The organism is Microbacterium sp. RURRCA19A, from assembly GCF_900156455.1.
GTDB lineage: Bacteria > Actinomycetota > Actinomycetes > Actinomycetales > Microbacteriaceae > Microbacterium.
This window is the reverse complement of the sequence record NZ_FTNQ01000001.1, coordinates 1451453-1467627: the sequence shown is the minus strand read 5'-3', so window position 1 is coordinate 1467627 and position 16175 is coordinate 1451453. Positions and strand designations below refer to the sequence as shown.

Genomic DNA, 16175 nt, shown 5'->3' with positions numbered 1-16175 from the left:
TTCTGGGTTAGTCTGATTCCGCGTGCGCCTCGTCGTGCGCCGAGATCGTTCTGGAGGAATCCCCTTGTTCAGCGCCATCGCGCGGGTTTTTCGCACGCCCGACCTGAGGCGGAAGATCGCCTTCACGCTGGGCATCATCGCCCTCTACCGGCTGGGTGCCCACGTGCCGACGCCTTTCGTCGACTTCCCGAACGTGCAGAGCTGTCTCGCCGCGTCCGGCAGTACCGAGGGCCTGCTGTCGCTGGTCAACCTGTTCTCGGGCGGCGCGCTCCTCCAGCTGTCGATCTTCGCCCTCGGAGTGATGCCGTACATCACCGCGACGATCATCGTGCAGCTCCTGCGCGTGGTCATCCCGCACTTCGAGACGCTCTACAAAGAGGGGCAGGCCGGTCAGGCCAAGCTCACGCAGTACACGCGCTACCTGACGATCGCGCTCGCGCTGCTGCAGTCCACGACGCTGGTGACGGTCGCGCGGTCCGGGCAGCTGCTCGGCACCGGCGGCGTTCCGGAGTGCCAGCAGCTGCTGACCAACGACATCTGGTGGGCCCAGCTGCTGATGATCATCACGATGACCGCCGGCACCGGCCTGGTCATGTGGTTCGCCGAGCTCGTCACCGAGCGCGGTGTCGGCAACGGCATGTCGATCCTCATCTTCACCTCGGTGGCCGCGACGTTCCCGGCTGCGATGTTCGCGATCCTGAACACGCGCGGCGTCGAGGTCTTCCTCCTGGTCCTCGCGGTCGGCATCGTCGTCGTCGCCCTGGTGGTGTTCGTCGAACAGTCCCAGCGACGCATCCCCGTGCAGTACGCCAAGCGGATGGTCGGTCGCCGCACCTACGGCGGCACCAACACCTACATCCCGATCAAGGTCAACATGGCCGGTGTCGTGCCCGTCATCTTCGCCTCGTCGCTGCTGTACATCCCCGCGCTCATCGCGCAGTTCAACCAGCCGCAGGCCGGACAGGAGCCGGCGGCGTGGGTCACGTGGATCTCGCAGTACCTCACGCGCGGTGACCACCCGCTCTACATGCTGGTGTACTTCCTGCTGATCGTGGGCTTCACCTACTTCTACGTCGCGATCACGTTCAACCCGGTCGATGTCGCTGACAACATGAAGAAGTACGGCGGCTTCATCCCCGGCATCCGCGCGGGACGTCCGACCGCCGAGTACCTCGACTACGTCCTGACGCGCATCACGCTCCCGGGTTCCATCTACCTCGGCCTCATCGCCCTGCTGCCGCTCGTGGCCCTGGCGACGGTCGGTGCCAACCAGAACTTCCCGTTCGGCGGCGCGTCGATCCTCATCATCGTCGGCGTCGGCCTCGAAACGGTGAAGCAGATCGACGCTCAGCTCCAGCAGCGTCACTACGAGGGGCTTCTGCGATGACCGCACGTCTTCTGATCGTCGGACCTCAGGGATCGGGCAAGGGGACGCAGGGCGTCCGCGTCGGCGAGGCGCTGGGGATCCCTGTCGTCTCCACCGGGGACGTCTTCCGGGCCAACGTCTCGCAGGGCACCGAGCTGGGGCTCCAGGTGAAGTCGATCATCGACGCGGGGAGCCTCGTCCCCGACGAGCTCACCAGCGCCGTGGTCCGCGACCGCCTGTCGCAGCCCGATGCGGCCGAAGGGTTCCTCCTCGACGGCTACCCGCGCAACCTCGCCCAGGTCCTGCACCTGGACGAGTTCCTCGAGGGGCGCGACGAGAAGCTGGACGCCGTGATCGCGCTGGTCGTGCCGCGCGAGGAGTCGCTCTCCCGCCTCACGGCTCGCGCCGCCGAGCAGGGACGCGCCGACGACACCGAGGCGGCGATCGCCACCCGACTCGAGATCTACGAGCGGGAGACCGCGCCGATCCTCGACGTGTACGGCACCCGTGGCATCGTCGATGAGATCGACGGCGTCGGCGGCCTCGACGAGATCACGGCTCGCATCTCCGCCGCTCTCGAGGCGCGCGGCCTGCGTCCGGCGCTCTGACGTGGTGCTGCGCTCCTCGATCTACAAGAAGCCCGCCCAGCTGCGTGCGATGGTCGAGCCCGGGCTGATCACTGCCGCGGCGCTGGACGCCGTTCGCGAAATGATCGCGCCGGGCGTCACGACCCTCGACCTGGATGCCGCTGCATCGCGCGTCATCACCGGCCGCGGCGCGAAGTCGAACTTCCAGATGGTCCGCGGATACCGGCACACCATCTGCGCGTCGGTGAACGCCCAGGTGGTGCACGGCATCCCGAACGACCGTCCGCTGCAGCCGGGGGATCTGCTCTCGATCGACGCCGGTGCGGAGTTCCGTGGGTGGAACGGGGACTCGGCGTTCACCGTCGTCGTGCCGGGCGACGCTCCGGAAGAGCTGATCGCTCCTCGACGCCGTCTGTCCGACGTGACGGAGGGGTCGCTGTGGGCGGGGATCGCAGCCCTCAGCCGTGCCGCGCACCTCGGGGAGGTGAGCGCCGCCATCGAGTCGTACATCGAGGACAACGCTCCCGCCGGGGGATACGGCATCCTGCGCGACTACGTCGGTCACGGCATCGGTCGCAAGATGCACGAGTCGCCCAGCGTGTTCAACTACCGGGTGCCGGATCGCGGCGCCGAGGTGCGGCCCGGACTCGCGGTCGCCATCGAGCCCATGGTCGTGATCGGCGACCAGGAGACGCGCGTCGAGGACGACGGGTGGACCGTGTCCACGATCGACGGCACGGCCGGCTCCCATTGGGAACATAGCGTCGCCGTGCACGATGGAGGTATCTGGGTCCTCACCGCTCCCGACGGCGGTGCGGAGAAGCTGGCACCCTTCGGTGTGGTGCCGAAGGAGATCGATTGATGATGATGGCCGCTGCCCGCAAATCCACGAACTGGTTCGCAATCGGGGTGACGGCGGCTGCCGTGGTCATCGTCCTCGTGATCGGGGGAGTGGTCTGGTTCGCGAACAGCCAGGCGACCTCGCCCGGAACGGCGCCGGAGTCTTCGGCGGTCAACGCCGACACGGGTGCGATCGCGGTCGGGTCCGGCAGTCAGACGGTCGACACTTACATCGACTTCATGTGCCCGATCTGCAACTCCTTCGAGCAGGCGTACGGGCCGACCCTCCAGCAGCTGGTCGCCGACGGCACGATCACGTTGAACATCCACCCCATCTCGATCCTCGACTCGCAGTCGCAGGGCACCCAGTACTCGACGCGCGCGGCCAGCGCCGCGTACTGCGTGGCCGTCGACGACGCCGCCAACATCCCGGCGTTTGTGACGGCGATGTACGCCCAGCAGCCCAAGGAGGGCACGGCCGGTCTCGACGACGCCACGCTCGCCTCGATCGCGAAGGATGCCGGGGCGTCCGACGCCGTGACTTCGTGCATCACGGACGGGACGTACACGAAGTACGTGACGGCGTTGACGAAGAAGACGCCGTCGCAGACGGGTTCGGGCATCGCCACGCCGACGATCGCGATCAACGGCACTGTCCTGGTGAATCAGAACGACCTGACCGGCGATCCGCAGAAGGACATCGTCGGCCGCCTCAACGGCTGAGGCGAGGCGGCGAGTTGCCGCATCGCGCTCTACCACGTATGCTTGATCTTTGGTGCGTTGCGCCTTCATTGGCGTGTCGTAGCACCGAATCCCCATCCACCGCAGACCGGCCGGTCTGCAATGAGCGTGAGCGAGTTTATGGCGAAGAAAGACGGTGTCATCGAGATCGAGGGCACGGTGTCCGAGGCACTGCCCAATGCGATGTTCCGTGTCGAACTGACCAACGGTCACAAGGTGCTCGCCACCATCTCGGGCAAGATGCGGCAGAACTACATCCGCATCATCCCCGAGGACCGCGTCGTCGTCGAGCTGAGCCCTTACGACCTCACGCGAGGTCGCATCGTCTACCGCTACCGCTGAGTCCGGCCGAGAAGTAACGAACCGCTCCAGCGGATCGAAGACAGCGAAACAGGAACATCATGAAGGTCAACCCCTCCGTCAAGCCCATCTGCGACCACTGCAAGGTGATCCGTCGCCACGGGCGCGTGATGGTGATCTGCAAGAGCAACCCGCGCCACAAGCAGCGCCAGGGCTGAGCTCTTCCCCCAGCTCCACACCTCCCAACTGAATACACAACGGCAGGATCAGAACCCGCGATGCGGGGGACACCTCGGGGCGGAGGCCCGGGCACCGATCCTGCTCCACACCTCCACGACACTCTGAGGAGAGCCGCATGGCACGTCTCGCCGGCGTCGACATCCCGCGCGACAAGCGCGTGGTGATCGCACTTACTTACATCTACGGCGTGGGTCGCACCCGCTCCACCGAGATCCTCACCGCGACCGGCATCAGCCCGGACGTCCGCGTCAAGGACCTCACCGACGACCAGCTGGTCACCCTGCGCGACCACATCGAGGGCACCTACAAGGTGGAGGGTGACCTCCGTCGCGAGGTGGCCGCCGACATCCGCCGCAAGGTCGAGATCGGTTCCTACGAGGGCCTGCGCCACCGCCGCGGCCTCCCGGTGCGCGGTCAGCGCACGAAGACGAACGCGCGTACCCGCAAGGGCCCCAAGCGCACCGTCGCCGGCAAGAAGAAGGCGCGCTAGGCCTCCGCCGGCGCAGGATTCAGGAGAACCGCACATGGCACAGGCCAAGTCCGCCGCGCGCAAGCCGCGCCGCAAGGAGAAGAAGAACATCGCCGTGGGTCAGGCCCACATCAAGTCGACGTTCAACAACACCATCGTTTCGATCACCGACCCCTCCGGGGCCGTCATCAGCTGGGCCTCGTCCGGCGGTGTCGGTTTCAAGGGCTCGCGCAAGTCGACGCCCTACGCCGCAGGTATGGCCGCGGAGTCCGCTGCACGCCAGGCCCAGGAGCACGGCGTGAAGAAGGTCGACGTCTTCGTCAAGGGTCCGGGCTCCGGCCGCGAGACCGCGATCCGTTCGCTGACCGCCGCAGGCCTCGAGGTCGGGTCCATCCAGGACGTGACGCCGCAGGCGCACAACGGCTGCCGTCCGCCGAAGCGCCGCCGCGTCTGACGCATCGTTCCCGGGGAGTGCTCGTCGCTCCCCGGGACGTTCGCGCTCCCGCGCGCCCCACGGACATCCGGATGCCGCAGACCGCTGGGCGAGCGGCATCCGGCGAGTACAACTCAACACCTCACCCCATTACACGTGTCATATAGCGGGCACGTGATCGAAAGGAACACATAGTGCTCATCGCACAGCGTCCCACTCTGACCGAGGAGAAGATCGGGGAGTTCCGCAGCCGTTTCGTCATCGAGCCGCTCGAGCCCGGCTTCGGTTACACGATCGGCAACGCGCTGCGTCGCAGCCTCCTGTCGTCGATCCCCGGCGCGGCCGTCACGAGCATCCGCATCGATGGCGTCCTGCACGAGTTCAGCACCATCCCGGGCGTGAAGGAAGACGTCACCGAGATCATCCTGAACATCAAGCAGCTCGTCGTCTCGAGCGAGCGCGACGAGCCCATCACGGCCTACCTGCGCAAGACCGGTGCCGGCGAGGTCACGGCGGCGGACATCTCCGCTCCCGCCGGCGTCGAGGTGCACAACCCGGAGCTCGTCATCGCGACGCTCAACGACACTGCGAAGTTCGAGCTCGAGCTCACCATCGAGCGCGGCCGCGGCTACGTCTCGGCGACCCAGAACCGCAACGAGTACGCCGAGGCGGGTCAGATCCCGATCGACTCGATCTACTCGCCCGTTCTCAAGGTCAGCTACCGCGTCGACGCGACCCGTGCCGGCGAGCGTACCGACTTCGACAAGCTCGTCCTGGACGTCGAGTCGAAGCCGTCGATCGCCCCGCGCGACGCCGTCGCCTCGGCCGGCCGTACGCTCACCGAGCTGTTCGGTCTCGCGCGCGAGCTGAACGTCGAGGCCGAGGGCATCGAGATCGGCCCCGCGCCGGTCGAGACCGTCCTCTCGAACGAGCTGTCGATGCCGATCGAAGACCTCGACCTCTCGGTGCGCTCGTACAACTGCCTCAAGCGCGAGGGCATCAACACCGTCTCGGAGCTGGTCGCCCTCTCCGAGACCCAGCTGATGAACATCCGCAACTTCGGTCAGAAGTCGGTCGACGAGGTGCGCGACAAGCTCACCTCCCTCGGCCTGTCGCTCAAGGACTCGGTGCCCGGCTTCGACGGCGCCCAGTTCTTCGGCGGCTACGACGACGAGACCGTCTGACCCGTCGGACCCGACCGAACCTTCCTACTGGAGTAACACGACATGCCCAAGCCCACGAAGGGTCCCCGTCTCGGCGGCGGCCCGGCCCACGAGCGCCTGCTTCTCGCGAACCTCGCGGCGGCCCTGTACACCCACAAGTCGATCAAGACGACTGAGACGAAGGCCAAGCGCCTGCGTCCGCTCGCTGAGCGCCTGATCACGTTCGCGAAGCGGGGTGACCTCCACGCCCGTCGCCGCGTCCTGTCGGTGATCGGTGACAAGGAGGTCGTGCACACCCTCTTCACCGAGATCGCTCCGCTGGTCGCTGACCGCGACGGCGGCTACACCCGCATCACCAAGGTCGGCAACCGCAAGGGCGACAACGCCCCCATGGCTGTGATCGAGCTCGTCCTCGAGCCCGTCACGAAGAAGCCGTCGGCGTCGAAGTCCGCTGCGGCTGCTGCACCCGCTGCCGAGGAGACCCCTGCCGAGGAGACCCCCGCTGAGGAGACCCCCGCCGCCGACGAGGCCGCCGACGCCGGCGCCGAGTCGCAGGAGGAGGGCGCGGCCGCCGAGGCTGCGGCCGAGGACGCCGTCGAAGGCGACGCCAAGGCGTAATCCTTCCCTCTCACGAACCGAGGCCCTCTCCCGCACGGGAGGGGGCCTCGGTCGTGTGCGCGAGGGGCACGTAGGCTGAACGGGTGCGTATCCGCCTCGACATCGCCTACGACGGCACACATTTCCGCGGATGGGCGCGTCAGCCCGGGCTGCGGACGGTCCAGGGCACACTCGAGACGGCGCTGGGCCGCATCGTCGGAGGGGAACCGCGCCTGGTCGTGGCCGGCCGGACGGATGCCGGGGTGCACGCCTCCGGGCAGGTCGCGCACATCGATCTCGACGAGACGCAGGTCGCCCGTCTCCCTCGTCGACGTCGAGAGGGCGACGAGCCGGATGGCGTCGCGGCACTCGCGGGTCGCATCAGGGGGGTGCTGGGCGCCTACCCCGATGTCACCGTGAATCGCACGGTTCGGGCGCCCGACGGATTCGACGCGCGCTTCTCGGCCGTGTGGCGCCGCTATGTCTACCGGATCGCCGATCTCTCGACCGGGTACGACCCGCTCGAGCGGGCGCGCACGACCACCGTGAAAGCGCATCTGGACGTCGAGGCGATGGATGCCGCGGCGCGGAGTCTCATCGGCCTCCACGATTTCGCGGCGTACTGCAAGGCACGTGAGGAGGCGACCACCATCCGGACGTTGCTGGAGTTCGGCTGGCGTCGTGACCCGGAGGGTGCGCTCATCGCCCATGTGCGCGCCGACGCGTTCTGCCACAGCATGGTGCGCGCCCTGGTCGGTGCGTGCGTGGCCGTCGGCGAGGGGCGGATCGACCGCGAACGGGTCGTCGCGATCCGCGACGCGGGTGCCCGCCTCCCCGACACGAAGGTCCTCGCGGCGCGCGGGCTCGTGCTGGCCGAGGTGGGGTACCCCGCCGATGAACTGCTCGCATCACGAGCCGAGCAGACCCGGAACCGACGCGATGCAGACGACATCGGTTCCTGAGCGTTTCGCAACCCTCAGCAACCCGTGGGGTGCGCCTTCTAGGCTGGCCTGGCCATGAAGGTCATTTCGTACAACCTGCGCAAGCATCGCGCGGCGGGGGAGCTCGCCGCGCTCGTCGACGCGCACGCGGTCGACGTCCTCTGTCTCCAGGAGTGCGACACCCGCGACATCCCCACCGAGATCGCCGGGCTGCGGCTCGCGGAGGCCACGCAACGCAATCGGCTCGGACTCGCCGTCTACTACCGCGAGAACACGTTCCGCGCGGTCGAGGTGCGTTCGATCGCCCTCAAGAAGTCACTGCACGACTACGTCTTGAAGCCCGCGGAGGAGCGCATGCTGGGCGTCCGGCTGCGCGACATCGACGACGGCCACGAGGTCATCGTCGCCTCTTTCCACGCGGCTCCGCTCACGGCCCTGAACTCGCTGCGTCGCCATCAGATCCGTACGGCGCTGACGGAGTTGCAGGACCTCGGTCCGGGGCTCCCCGCTCTCATGGTGGGCGACTACAACTATCCGGTGTTCAAAGAGAACCTCGGCCAGGCGGTCCGTGACCAGGGGTACGAACTCACCCTCAGCGATGCACGTACGTACACGCGTTACCGCTTCTTCCGGGGACACTACGATTTCGCGACATCGATCGGCTTCGACATCGCCCACATCCGGACCCTTCCGCAGGGGCTGAGCGACCACCTGCCGATCCTCATCACCGCGGAGGTCGAGGGCAACCGACCCGCGGTCGCCTCCTAGCCCCCGGAGGGACGTCCGCCCGCGGGAGGCTCCGGCGCCTCAGGCGTCGAGGTCCTGGCGGTGACGTCGGACCGTGGTGCCGACGGCGATCGCGCCGCCGACGAGAGCGAGAGCGCCGCCTCCGATCCAGATCCCGAGCGCGGGCGTGCCGCCGCCGGAGACACTGGCGGCGGCGTGCGTCGTCGCGCCGTCGGAGGTGTCCGTCGTCGTCGCGTGGGCGACGGAGGGAATCGTCAGGGCCGCTCCCGCGACAAGAGCGGCAGTGGCCACGGAACGGACCAGCGTGTTCTTCATGCGGTACCCACAATCCTCAAGAACGGGAGACCGCGCACGGCACGTGCAACGGAACGGCGGTGGTCGGCCGCAGCACGATATGGATCCGCCTCTTCGAGGATCCCCCATCCGTGCGCCACGCGCCACCGATGGGAGTTTCGATTGCGTAAAGGATGGGTGTCGTCGGCGCTCCCCGTCCGTGCACGCGCGAGCATGGGCACTTCTGATCGGGCGTCGCGCCCTCGGCCTGCCCGTTGGTGGCCGCCTAGAATCGGAAGACGACCACAGGAGGATTCATGGGGGACCGGGTGCGCCGCGGCCGAGCCGTGCTGGGTGCGATCGGCGCGGGAGCGATGCTGCTCACGCTGGTCGGTTGCGGCGCGCCGCCGTGGGCTCAGGGCGGGCAGACGTCTCCCTCGCCCACCGTCGCGACCTCCGCTTCCACCGTTCCCGTCCCGGCGCCCGTGCCGAACGACCTGTCCAGCGGTTCCACCGAGAAGAAGGTGACGGCCGGCGCCATCGCCGCGACCGTGAAGTACTGGTCGACGCTGTCGATGGACCGCTGGACGGCGACCGCGCTCAAGCCGGTCAGCATCTCCATGGACACCACGGTCACGCCCAACGACGGGCAGCAGGTGTATCTGCAGCGGGCCACGATGACGGCGGTGCCGGGGAACGCCACGCAGTCGTTCGCCGCGCTGACGCCACAGGTCGATCAGAGCAACCCGCCCGGATACGTCGTCCTGTCGCCCTACAGCTACTCGCAGACGTTCAACGTGGGGGAGGTCCCCGCCGAGGCGACCTTCGTGACGCTCCAGTTCACGTACGAGTTCCTGCTGCAGACGACACCGACCTCGAGCGACTTCGCCAAGCAGACGGCCAGCGACACCGTCACGGTCGCGATCGCCCGCGACGCGACGACCGGCGGCTGATCAGGCCCGGAGCCGCTCCCACCGGTCGCCACCCAGTCCGGTCGCCGTCAGCGCCGCTTCCTCGGCACGGTTCACGAGTTCGTCGAGGTCGTACCAGGCCGACTCCGCAGGGACCCACCCGATGCTCGCCGAGAGCTGGAGATCGGCCCAGTCGTCGGCATCCATCTCGGTCACACGGCGCAGAAGAGTGCGCACGTGCTCCCGGAGAACCGGTCCGGGACGGCAGACGACCACGACGAGGCGTCCGCGAGCCGGCCGCCCGATGTCGGCCTCGGCCGGCAGCGTCGAGGCCACCAGGGCCTCGAAGGCCGAGACGATGCGGTTCCAGCCGTTCTCGCCGATCGTGCTGCGGATCTGATCGGGGTCGTCGAGTCGTATCGCCAGCACGTTCCAGGAGCTCTCCTGCGAGCGACGGGCACGCGCGAGCCGGTCGTCCGCGGTGACCGAGAACTGCGGCCACGATCGGGCTGAGCGTGTCCCGACGGGAGAGACCGAAGTGAAGTACAGCACGCTCACCGTGGCGCACACGAGGTAGATCAGCATCGCGAGGCCGTTGAGGATGCGCGGGAGCGTGAGGTCCTGCGCGCTCGAGGGCAGGGCGAGACCGGCGACGACGATCGCTCCCGCGAGGGCGACGAATCCGGCGGACACGACGATCAGCGGCAGCGCGAGGCGCTCGAATCGGTCGGCGGCCCGACGAACCTCGGCGATCGTGAGCCCCGCGAAGATCGCCGCCCCCAGGAAAGCCACCCGGAACGTCATCCCGTACACCTGGAGATCGGAAGCCAGGACGAAGGCGACGGCGGTGGCGATCGACTGGAGCACCGCGATCCAGGGCAGGGCGGGAACGTGCCGCCGCGCCCGGAAACCCGACCAGATCAGCGCGGGGGCACCGAGCATCAGGCCGAGTCCGGCCCGGCGGACGCCCTCGTCGTCGACCACCGAACCCGTGACCGAGATCCATGTGCTCGACATCGCCAGCACGAACGCCAGCGACCAGAGCAGCGCCGCGCGCGACGGGCGGTGCAGGAACCCGAGACCGATCACCATCACGGTCGCCAACGTGGCGACGGTCGCCTGGGCGAGCCCGAGGTTGGCGAGCGTCTCCTGGGTCGTCATGCCTCGGCCGCCGTCGAGCGCGAAGGCAGACGGACCGTGACCGTCGTGCCCGTGCCGACCTCGCTCTCGAGCTCCAGCGATCCCCCCTGCTCCTCGACGATGCTGCGGACGATGCCCATCCCGAGACCCGTACCGGGCGTGGGGCTTTCGCGCGCCGCACGGGCGCGGAAATACGGGTCGAAGATCCGGGGGAGGTCTTCGGGATGGATGCCGATGCCCGTGTCGGCGAACGTGAGCTCGACGTGATCGTCGAAGACGTGGCCCGTGACGTGCACGCTCCCGCCTCCGGGGGTGTACTTGATGGCGTTGCTGAGGATGTTGTCGAACGCCTGCCGCAGACGGAATCCGTCCCCCGCGACTTCGGCCGTCGCCGGGAGGTCGTCGTTCACGCTGACACGGCGGGCGGCCGCGGCCGGCCGGAACGACTCGAGCGACGAAGCGATGATGCGGCTGGCATCCGCCGTCGCGGACGCCTTCTCTTCGCGGAACACCCCGCGGGAGTTCGCCAGGATCTCCGAGATGAGCGTCTGCATGCGTTCCCCGGCGCCCGCGATGACCTCGAGCTGCTCGCGCACCTTCGGTGTCAGGTCCGGCGCATCGAGCGCGAGGTCGGCGTGGCCGATGATGGCCGTGAGCGGGTTGCGCAGTTCGTGGGACACGGTCGCGGCGAGGCGCTCCCGCGCCCGTTCCGCCTCGATGAGGGCGGTGATGTCGTGGACGATGAGAAGCGTGCTCTCGGGCTCGTCGGACGGCACGAGGCGCCGGGTGGACACGGACAGAGCGTGCCAGTCACCCTGCGCGTCGAAGAGCCACACGCGTTCATCCTCGAACTGCTCGCCTCGTGCGGCCCGCACGAAGGGGCGCTCCGTGTCGGGCAGCGGTTCGCCGCGCAGGCTGGCGTATTCGACCGCTCCGCCGGGCCGCGACGGCTCGTCGCGCTCGATGCCGTACAGGTTCACATACATGTCGTTGAGCGCGAGGACCTCGCCGTCGACCGACAGCCGCGCGATGCCGGTGTCCAGGCCGTTGAGCATCTGCGACACGCGCCGTTCCTGTCCGGTGACGCGTTGCAGCGTGCCCTGCAGTCGGGTGGCCTGGCGCCGGAGGAGTTGCTTGAACGCGCGCGTCTGTCGCGACGACAGATACGCCGTGATCGCGATGAACGTCAGTGACAGGAGGACCACGATCAGCCGCAACGCCGTGGCGGGGCCGGCGCCGTTGACGGAGGCGTCCGCCACGATGATCACGCCGACGGCGGCGAGGGAGGCGATCATCATGCTGAGGACGAAGTGGGTGGCGATCCAGGTGATCGGGAACACCCAGAAGAACCCGAAGCGCAGGTCGGTTCCGAAGCTCAGCAGCCCGATGCCGACGATGTCGCCGAAGGGGATGAGTGCGACCGCATTCCGCGGGAGCCGGTGCCAAGGCACCATGATCGCGACCGCGGTCAGGGCGATGACGACGCCCACGCCGGTCGAGAACGTCCACACCGCGAAGAGGGACGGCACGAGGGCCTGGACGAGCAGGACGGTGATGACGACGCTCGCGCCGAGGACCAGCTGCAGGAGCCAGACCGAACGCGTCCGGCTGCTCGGTCCGCTCGCGTCGTCGGCGTCGGAAGCGACCGGCGACGACACCGACCGAACGCTCCTCACGGCTGCCATGTGATCGAGTGTATAGACGATGGTGTAGTCTTCTGCGCGCCATCCTGTCTCTGCTCGCCCTTCGCTTCCTCCCCGGTCGCGTCGTCCGGTCAGACTCCCCCTGAGGCCTGCATCCCGCAGTGTGATGGTCGTTTCGTCGACCTCCGCGCACCTGCGCCCTCAGCATCAGGAGATACCCGTGAGCAGCTCCACTCACCGCCGAACTCTGCGCGCCGTGGCGCTCGCCGCCGTCGTCGCCCTCGGCGGTCCGATCACCCTCTCCGGGTGCGCCCAGGTCGCGGACGCGTTCAACGCGATCCAGGCGCAGACGTCCGGTGGGGGACAGTCGGTCGTCGTCGCGACCCCCGCGCCGCAGGCGACGGCTTCCGCCATGCCGTTCGACTCCCGGTTCACCTACGACGGCTCGGTGTCGCTGTCCTCGGAGGTCGCCGACGGCCTCGAGCTGCGCCTCGACGTCTGGGCGGTCGACCCGAAGCGGACCATGGAGTGGACCGCGACCAACGAGAAGCAGTTCGGCTTCGCGCTCAACGTGCACGATCACCGCGTCGACGAGAAGTCGGTCCTCACCCAGAAGCGTCGCGTCTACATCTCGTCGGTCTCCATCACCTCGCAGACCGCGCAGTCCGGTGGTCAGGTGTCGAATCCGTTCCAGTTCAGCGCCGACCCTCGCACGCTCGTGCCGACCGACACCCTCCGCTCGGACCGCGGCCTTCTCCTGAACAGTTTCCAGGGCGGCCTGCTCGTGCCCACGACCTCGATCCGCCAGCTGCCGAACGACACCTACGGCATCACGCTGGAGTTCGCGCTGAACATCGCCGTCGAGGGCTCCGCGAACTCCGACACGTCGTTCACCCAGCAGACGGTGTACCAGTATCTGCCGATCGCCATCTTCTCCTCCGACGGGTCGGCGACCGCCAGCCAGTCGAGCGATTCGACGACGGGCACCGGCCGCGCGCCGGGGTGGGGCCAGAGCAGCAACCAGGGCTGAACGCCCGACGGCGTCCCGGCTCAGACGTGCGGAACCGCGCCCGAGCCGGGACGCAGTCGACGGCTCTCCATCAGCAGGGAGAGGTCGTGCACGTCGACCACGGTGTGGTGTTCGAACGTCACGTCGGGGGTGTCGGTGTAGTCGATCAACGGCATCTGCCCGGCGAAGATCCGTCGCACCGCGGCTTCCGCCTCTGTGCGGGGCGTCGATCCGGCGTGCAGCACGAAGACGGTGTCGCGTGCGGGGACGCCGGACGAGGATCCCGGCAGCGCTTCGTGCGCGGCATCCACCAGCACCGTGATCATCTCTTCGGCGCGACCTGCGCTGTGCGCCGCGCGGATCAGATCGATCTCGGGGATGCGGGCGATCATGACGTGGACCCGCTGGTGGTCGCGCAGGATGTCTTCCGCAGTCAGACGGAGGATGCGGCGATCGTGCGCCCGGGTCCCCGGTGACGGATCGTCGTCGAGCTGTCGTCCCAGAAGTACGGACCCGAAACCCATCCCCACGATCGCCAGTGCGCTGAGGAGGGTGGTGATCTGCGTCGATGCGGTGACGTGCCACAGGGCCGACGTCATCCCGGCGGTGACGCCCACGACCAGCCGGTAGAGGTTGAAGGCCCCGAACACGACGAGTGTCGCGACGAGGATCCGAGCACCGGCCAGATCGCTCACGGGTCGACGCGCGAACTCCACCGCGGCGAGGACGGCGAAGACCACGAGTCCCACGGTCTTGAGGAGAGTGGCCTCGTCCGCGGGGACGACGAAGGTGACGGCGAGCATCAGGATGCCGACGGCCCCCGTCGTGGCCGCGCCGATCCCGCGCCGCGCGTTGAGTCGACGGGCGCCCGCCCAGGCCAGCCCCACCGTCACGACGTTGGTGGCGTTCCCCACCGCGGCGGCGAACCTTCCGCCGCCGGCCACCTCCACCACGTTCGCCAGCGAGCACGCCAACGCGGCGAGCGCGGCGACACCCATGTACCGCACGAGTTCTGCGCGCGGGCCGCCGCGGTCGTCGCCATGGCGGCCGTGCGCGAGGAACAGCGCGGCTCCCGCGACTGATGCCGCGGCGATGGCGGCGAGGAGGTCGAGGACGACCATCTCGGAGCTCTCCCTGTGCCGGGCCCCGCGGGAATCTTGAGGAAATCTTGCGGGGACGGTGGTCATGTGCGGCGGTGGCCTTGCGGTGAACCTATCAGAGTGGGACACGGCTGAACCGCCGCCCCTCCGACAGGAAGACACCGCCATGACCGATGCGCGAAGCTTCGCTCCCCAGAACCGGGCGCTCACCTATCCGGTGGGCGGCGCAGCGGCTCCCATCGTCGAGGAGCACGCGTTCCCGGACGACTTCGCCTCCGTGCTGGAGCACTCGACGGTGCACCGCTCGACCATCGGATGCGTCATCCCGGCGTACAACGAGGAGGAGTCGATCGCCGACGTGATCGAGGCCCTGCTCGGTCAGACCCGCGTGCCCGATGTCATCCACGTCGTCGTCAACAACACGTCCGACGCGACGGTCAAGATCGCGTCCGAGTACAGCGGCCCGCACGAGATCACCACCGACCTCGGTGAGCAGTTCACCGAGGTGTTCGTCCACGACATCGGCAAGAACCCCGACAAGAAGGTCGGCGCACTGAACTACGGTTACTCGCTCGTCGAGGGGTACGACTATCTCCTGGGCGTCGACGGCGACACCATCGCCGACAGCAAGGCCGTGGAGTACCTCGAGACCGAGGCCGTGTCCGACTCCCGTATCGGCGGCATCTCGGCGATCTACACGATCGACGACAAGCCCATCAAGGGCATGATCGCCCGCTTCCTCACGGCCGGCCAGCGGACGCAGTTCGCCGCCTTCAACCTGCAGAACCTCCTGCGCGGCCGCAACATGGCGGTGCTCGGCGGGCAGTTCTCGATCTTCTCCACCAACGCCCTCCGCGAGGCGATGAAGCAGAACCACCAGGTCACGCCCTGGGTCAAGGACTCCGAGGTGGAGGACTCCCTGCTGTCGCTGCAGATCAAGAGCGCCGGCTACCTGACCAAGATCAGCCCGTACGCCCGTGCCAACGTCGGCGGCATGACGACGCTCTCCGGGTACGACGCCCAGCAGGTGAAGTGGACCTACGGCGCCATCGAGCTCATGTGGCCGGGGCAGCGTGGGGACACCAAGGGACAGCCGTTCCACCCCAACCTGCGTCTGCGCTGGTTCGAGAACTTCGGCATGCTGACCAACCTCTTCGTCCGCGTGGCGTTCCTGACGCTGCTCGCCGGTTCGCTCTCGATCAACGCCTTCGTCTTCTCGCCCCTGTGGCTGATCCCGCCGGTGGTGGCCATGCTGCTGAACCTGCGGATCGCCCGCACGATGGCCGCGGTCGACCGCACGGACATCCTCTTCGCCGTGCTGTTCTTCCCGGCCGAGATCTTCATGTGGATCCGCATCAGTCACTTCGTGCGCTCCTGGACCCGCTTCCTCTCGCGGAAGAAGGTCGACAACTGGGCCATGCAGGCCAAGGCCGAGCGCGGTGGCGGCCTCGGTCACTGGGCGCCGATGGTGGTCCTCATCGCCGTCGCGATCGCGCTCGCCGTCATCTGGGTCCTCGTCGGGCCGATGGTGCAGTCCTCGATCCTCTGGATCGGCTGGCCCATCGTCGGTGTCGTCACCGTCCTGCAGACCCTCCTCATGTTCTCCAAGCTCGTCCGTCGTCACCACGGATACAAGGTCTGAACGCGACCCGAACGCGTCAGAAAACGGATGCCT

Annotated in this window: 19 protein-coding genes; 15 read left to right on the top strand and 4 right to left on the bottom strand. The window is 68.1% G+C overall.

Translation table 11 applies throughout. The annotated features are described in order from the left end of the window. The first annotated feature begins 64 nt into the window (after positions 1–64). From secY to BW982_RS07005, 12 genes are all read left to right on the top strand, one after another. Positions 65–1387: a preprotein translocase subunit SecY gene (gene secY / locus BW982_RS07060; RefSeq protein ID WP_076491297.1), complete on the top strand. Its 1323-nt coding sequence runs from the start codon at positions 65–67 to the stop codon at positions 1385–1387. Beyond that, a complete protein-coding gene (locus BW982_RS07055; RefSeq protein ID WP_076491295.1) occupies positions 1384–1974 on the top strand; it encodes an adenylate kinase in 591 nt (196 codons plus the stop codon). Before secY ends, BW982_RS07055 begins: the two co-directional genes overlap by 4 nt. Position 1975: 1 nt before the next feature. Then, positions 1976–2815: a type I methionyl aminopeptidase gene (gene map / locus BW982_RS07050; protein WP_076491293.1), complete on the top strand. Its 840-nt coding sequence runs from the start codon at positions 1976–1978 to the stop codon at positions 2813–2815. Further along, positions 2815–3516, top strand: a complete 702-nt coding sequence (locus BW982_RS07045; protein ID WP_139327338.1) for a DsbA family protein — start codon at positions 2815–2817, stop codon at positions 3514–3516. Before map ends, BW982_RS07045 begins: the two co-directional genes overlap by 1 nt. 138 nt (positions 3517–3654) lie before the next feature. Then, entirely contained in the window at positions 3655–3876 is a 222-nt protein-coding gene (infA, locus tag BW982_RS07040; RefSeq protein ID WP_013583992.1) for a translation initiation factor IF-1, read from the top strand. 59 nt (positions 3877–3935) lie between these two features. Further along, on the top strand, positions 3936–4052 hold the full coding sequence (gene rpmJ, locus BW982_RS07035; RefSeq protein ID WP_005050492.1) for a 50S ribosomal protein L36: 117 nt from the start codon (positions 3936–3938) through the stop codon (positions 4050–4052). A gap of 137 nt (positions 4053–4189) precedes the next feature. Continuing rightward, complete coding sequence (gene rpsM / locus BW982_RS07030) at positions 4190–4564, top strand: 30S ribosomal protein S13 (RefSeq protein WP_076491291.1); 375 nt, start codon at positions 4190–4192, stop codon at positions 4562–4564. Between the two features lie 34 nt (positions 4565–4598). Further along, a complete protein-coding gene (gene rpsK / locus BW982_RS07025) occupies positions 4599–4997 on the top strand; it encodes a 30S ribosomal protein S11 (RefSeq protein ID WP_013583990.1) in 399 nt (132 codons plus the stop codon). A gap of 173 nt (positions 4998–5170) precedes the next feature. Further along, the gene (locus tag BW982_RS07020; protein ID WP_022879045.1) at positions 5171–6160 is read left to right on the top strand and encodes a DNA-directed RNA polymerase subunit alpha; all 990 of its coding nucleotides are present in this window, start codon (positions 5171–5173) and stop codon (positions 6158–6160) included. Between the two features lie 42 nt (positions 6161–6202). Continuing rightward, positions 6203–6757: a 50S ribosomal protein L17 gene (gene rplQ, locus BW982_RS07015; RefSeq protein WP_076491290.1), complete on the top strand. Its 555-nt coding sequence runs from the start codon at positions 6203–6205 to the stop codon at positions 6755–6757. 83 nt (positions 6758–6840) lie between these two features. Continuing rightward, a complete protein-coding gene (gene truA, locus BW982_RS07010; RefSeq protein WP_076491288.1) occupies positions 6841–7698 on the top strand; it encodes a tRNA pseudouridine(38-40) synthase TruA in 858 nt (285 codons plus the stop codon). Positions 7699–7752: 54 nt separating this feature from the next. After that, positions 7753–8445, top strand: a complete 693-nt coding sequence (locus tag BW982_RS07005; RefSeq protein ID WP_076491286.1) for an endonuclease/exonuclease/phosphatase family protein — start codon at positions 7753–7755, stop codon at positions 8443–8445. Between the two features lie 39 nt (positions 8446–8484). Here the strand turns inward: BW982_RS07005 and BW982_RS07000 are convergent, their stop codons facing one another. Continuing rightward, entirely contained in the window at positions 8485–8739 is a 255-nt protein-coding gene (locus BW982_RS07000; protein ID WP_076491284.1) for a hypothetical protein, read from the bottom strand. 275 nt (positions 8740–9014) lie between these two features. Between BW982_RS07000 and BW982_RS06995 the strand changes: the two genes are divergently transcribed. Continuing rightward, positions 9015–9650, top strand: coding sequence for a hypothetical protein (locus BW982_RS06995; protein WP_076491282.1), 636 nt, complete (start codon positions 9015–9017; stop codon positions 9648–9650). Here the strand turns inward: BW982_RS06995 and BW982_RS06990 are convergent, their stop codons facing one another. Then, the gene (locus tag BW982_RS06990) at positions 9651–10769 is read right to left on the bottom strand and encodes a GGDEF domain-containing protein (protein ID WP_076491279.1); all 1119 of its coding nucleotides are present in this window, start codon (positions 10767–10769) and stop codon (positions 9651–9653) included. Next, complete coding sequence (locus tag BW982_RS06985) at positions 10766–12433, bottom strand: sensor histidine kinase (RefSeq protein WP_083696539.1); 1668 nt, start codon at positions 12431–12433, stop codon at positions 10766–10768. The genes BW982_RS06990 and BW982_RS06985 overlap by 4 nt, the downstream gene beginning before the upstream one ends. 178 nt (positions 12434–12611) lie before the next feature. Here BW982_RS06985 and BW982_RS06980 point away from each other — a divergent pair, with 178 nt between their 5' ends. Next, on the top strand, positions 12612–13421 hold the full coding sequence (locus BW982_RS06980; RefSeq protein WP_076491274.1) for a fructose 1,6-bisphosphatase: 810 nt from the start codon (positions 12612–12614) through the stop codon (positions 13419–13421). 20 nt (positions 13422–13441) lie between these two features. Here the strand turns inward: BW982_RS06980 and BW982_RS06975 are convergent, their stop codons facing one another. Beyond that, the gene (locus BW982_RS06975) at positions 13442–14521 is read right to left on the bottom strand and encodes a hypothetical protein (RefSeq protein WP_076491271.1); all 1080 of its coding nucleotides are present in this window, start codon (positions 14519–14521) and stop codon (positions 13442–13444) included. A 145-nt stretch (positions 14522–14666) separates the two neighbouring features. Between BW982_RS06975 and BW982_RS06970 the strand changes: the two genes are divergently transcribed. Further along, the gene (locus BW982_RS06970) at positions 14667–16142 is read left to right on the top strand and encodes a glycosyltransferase family 2 protein (RefSeq protein WP_076491268.1); all 1476 of its coding nucleotides are present in this window, start codon (positions 14667–14669) and stop codon (positions 16140–16142) included. Positions 16143–16175: the final 33 nt, after the last annotated feature.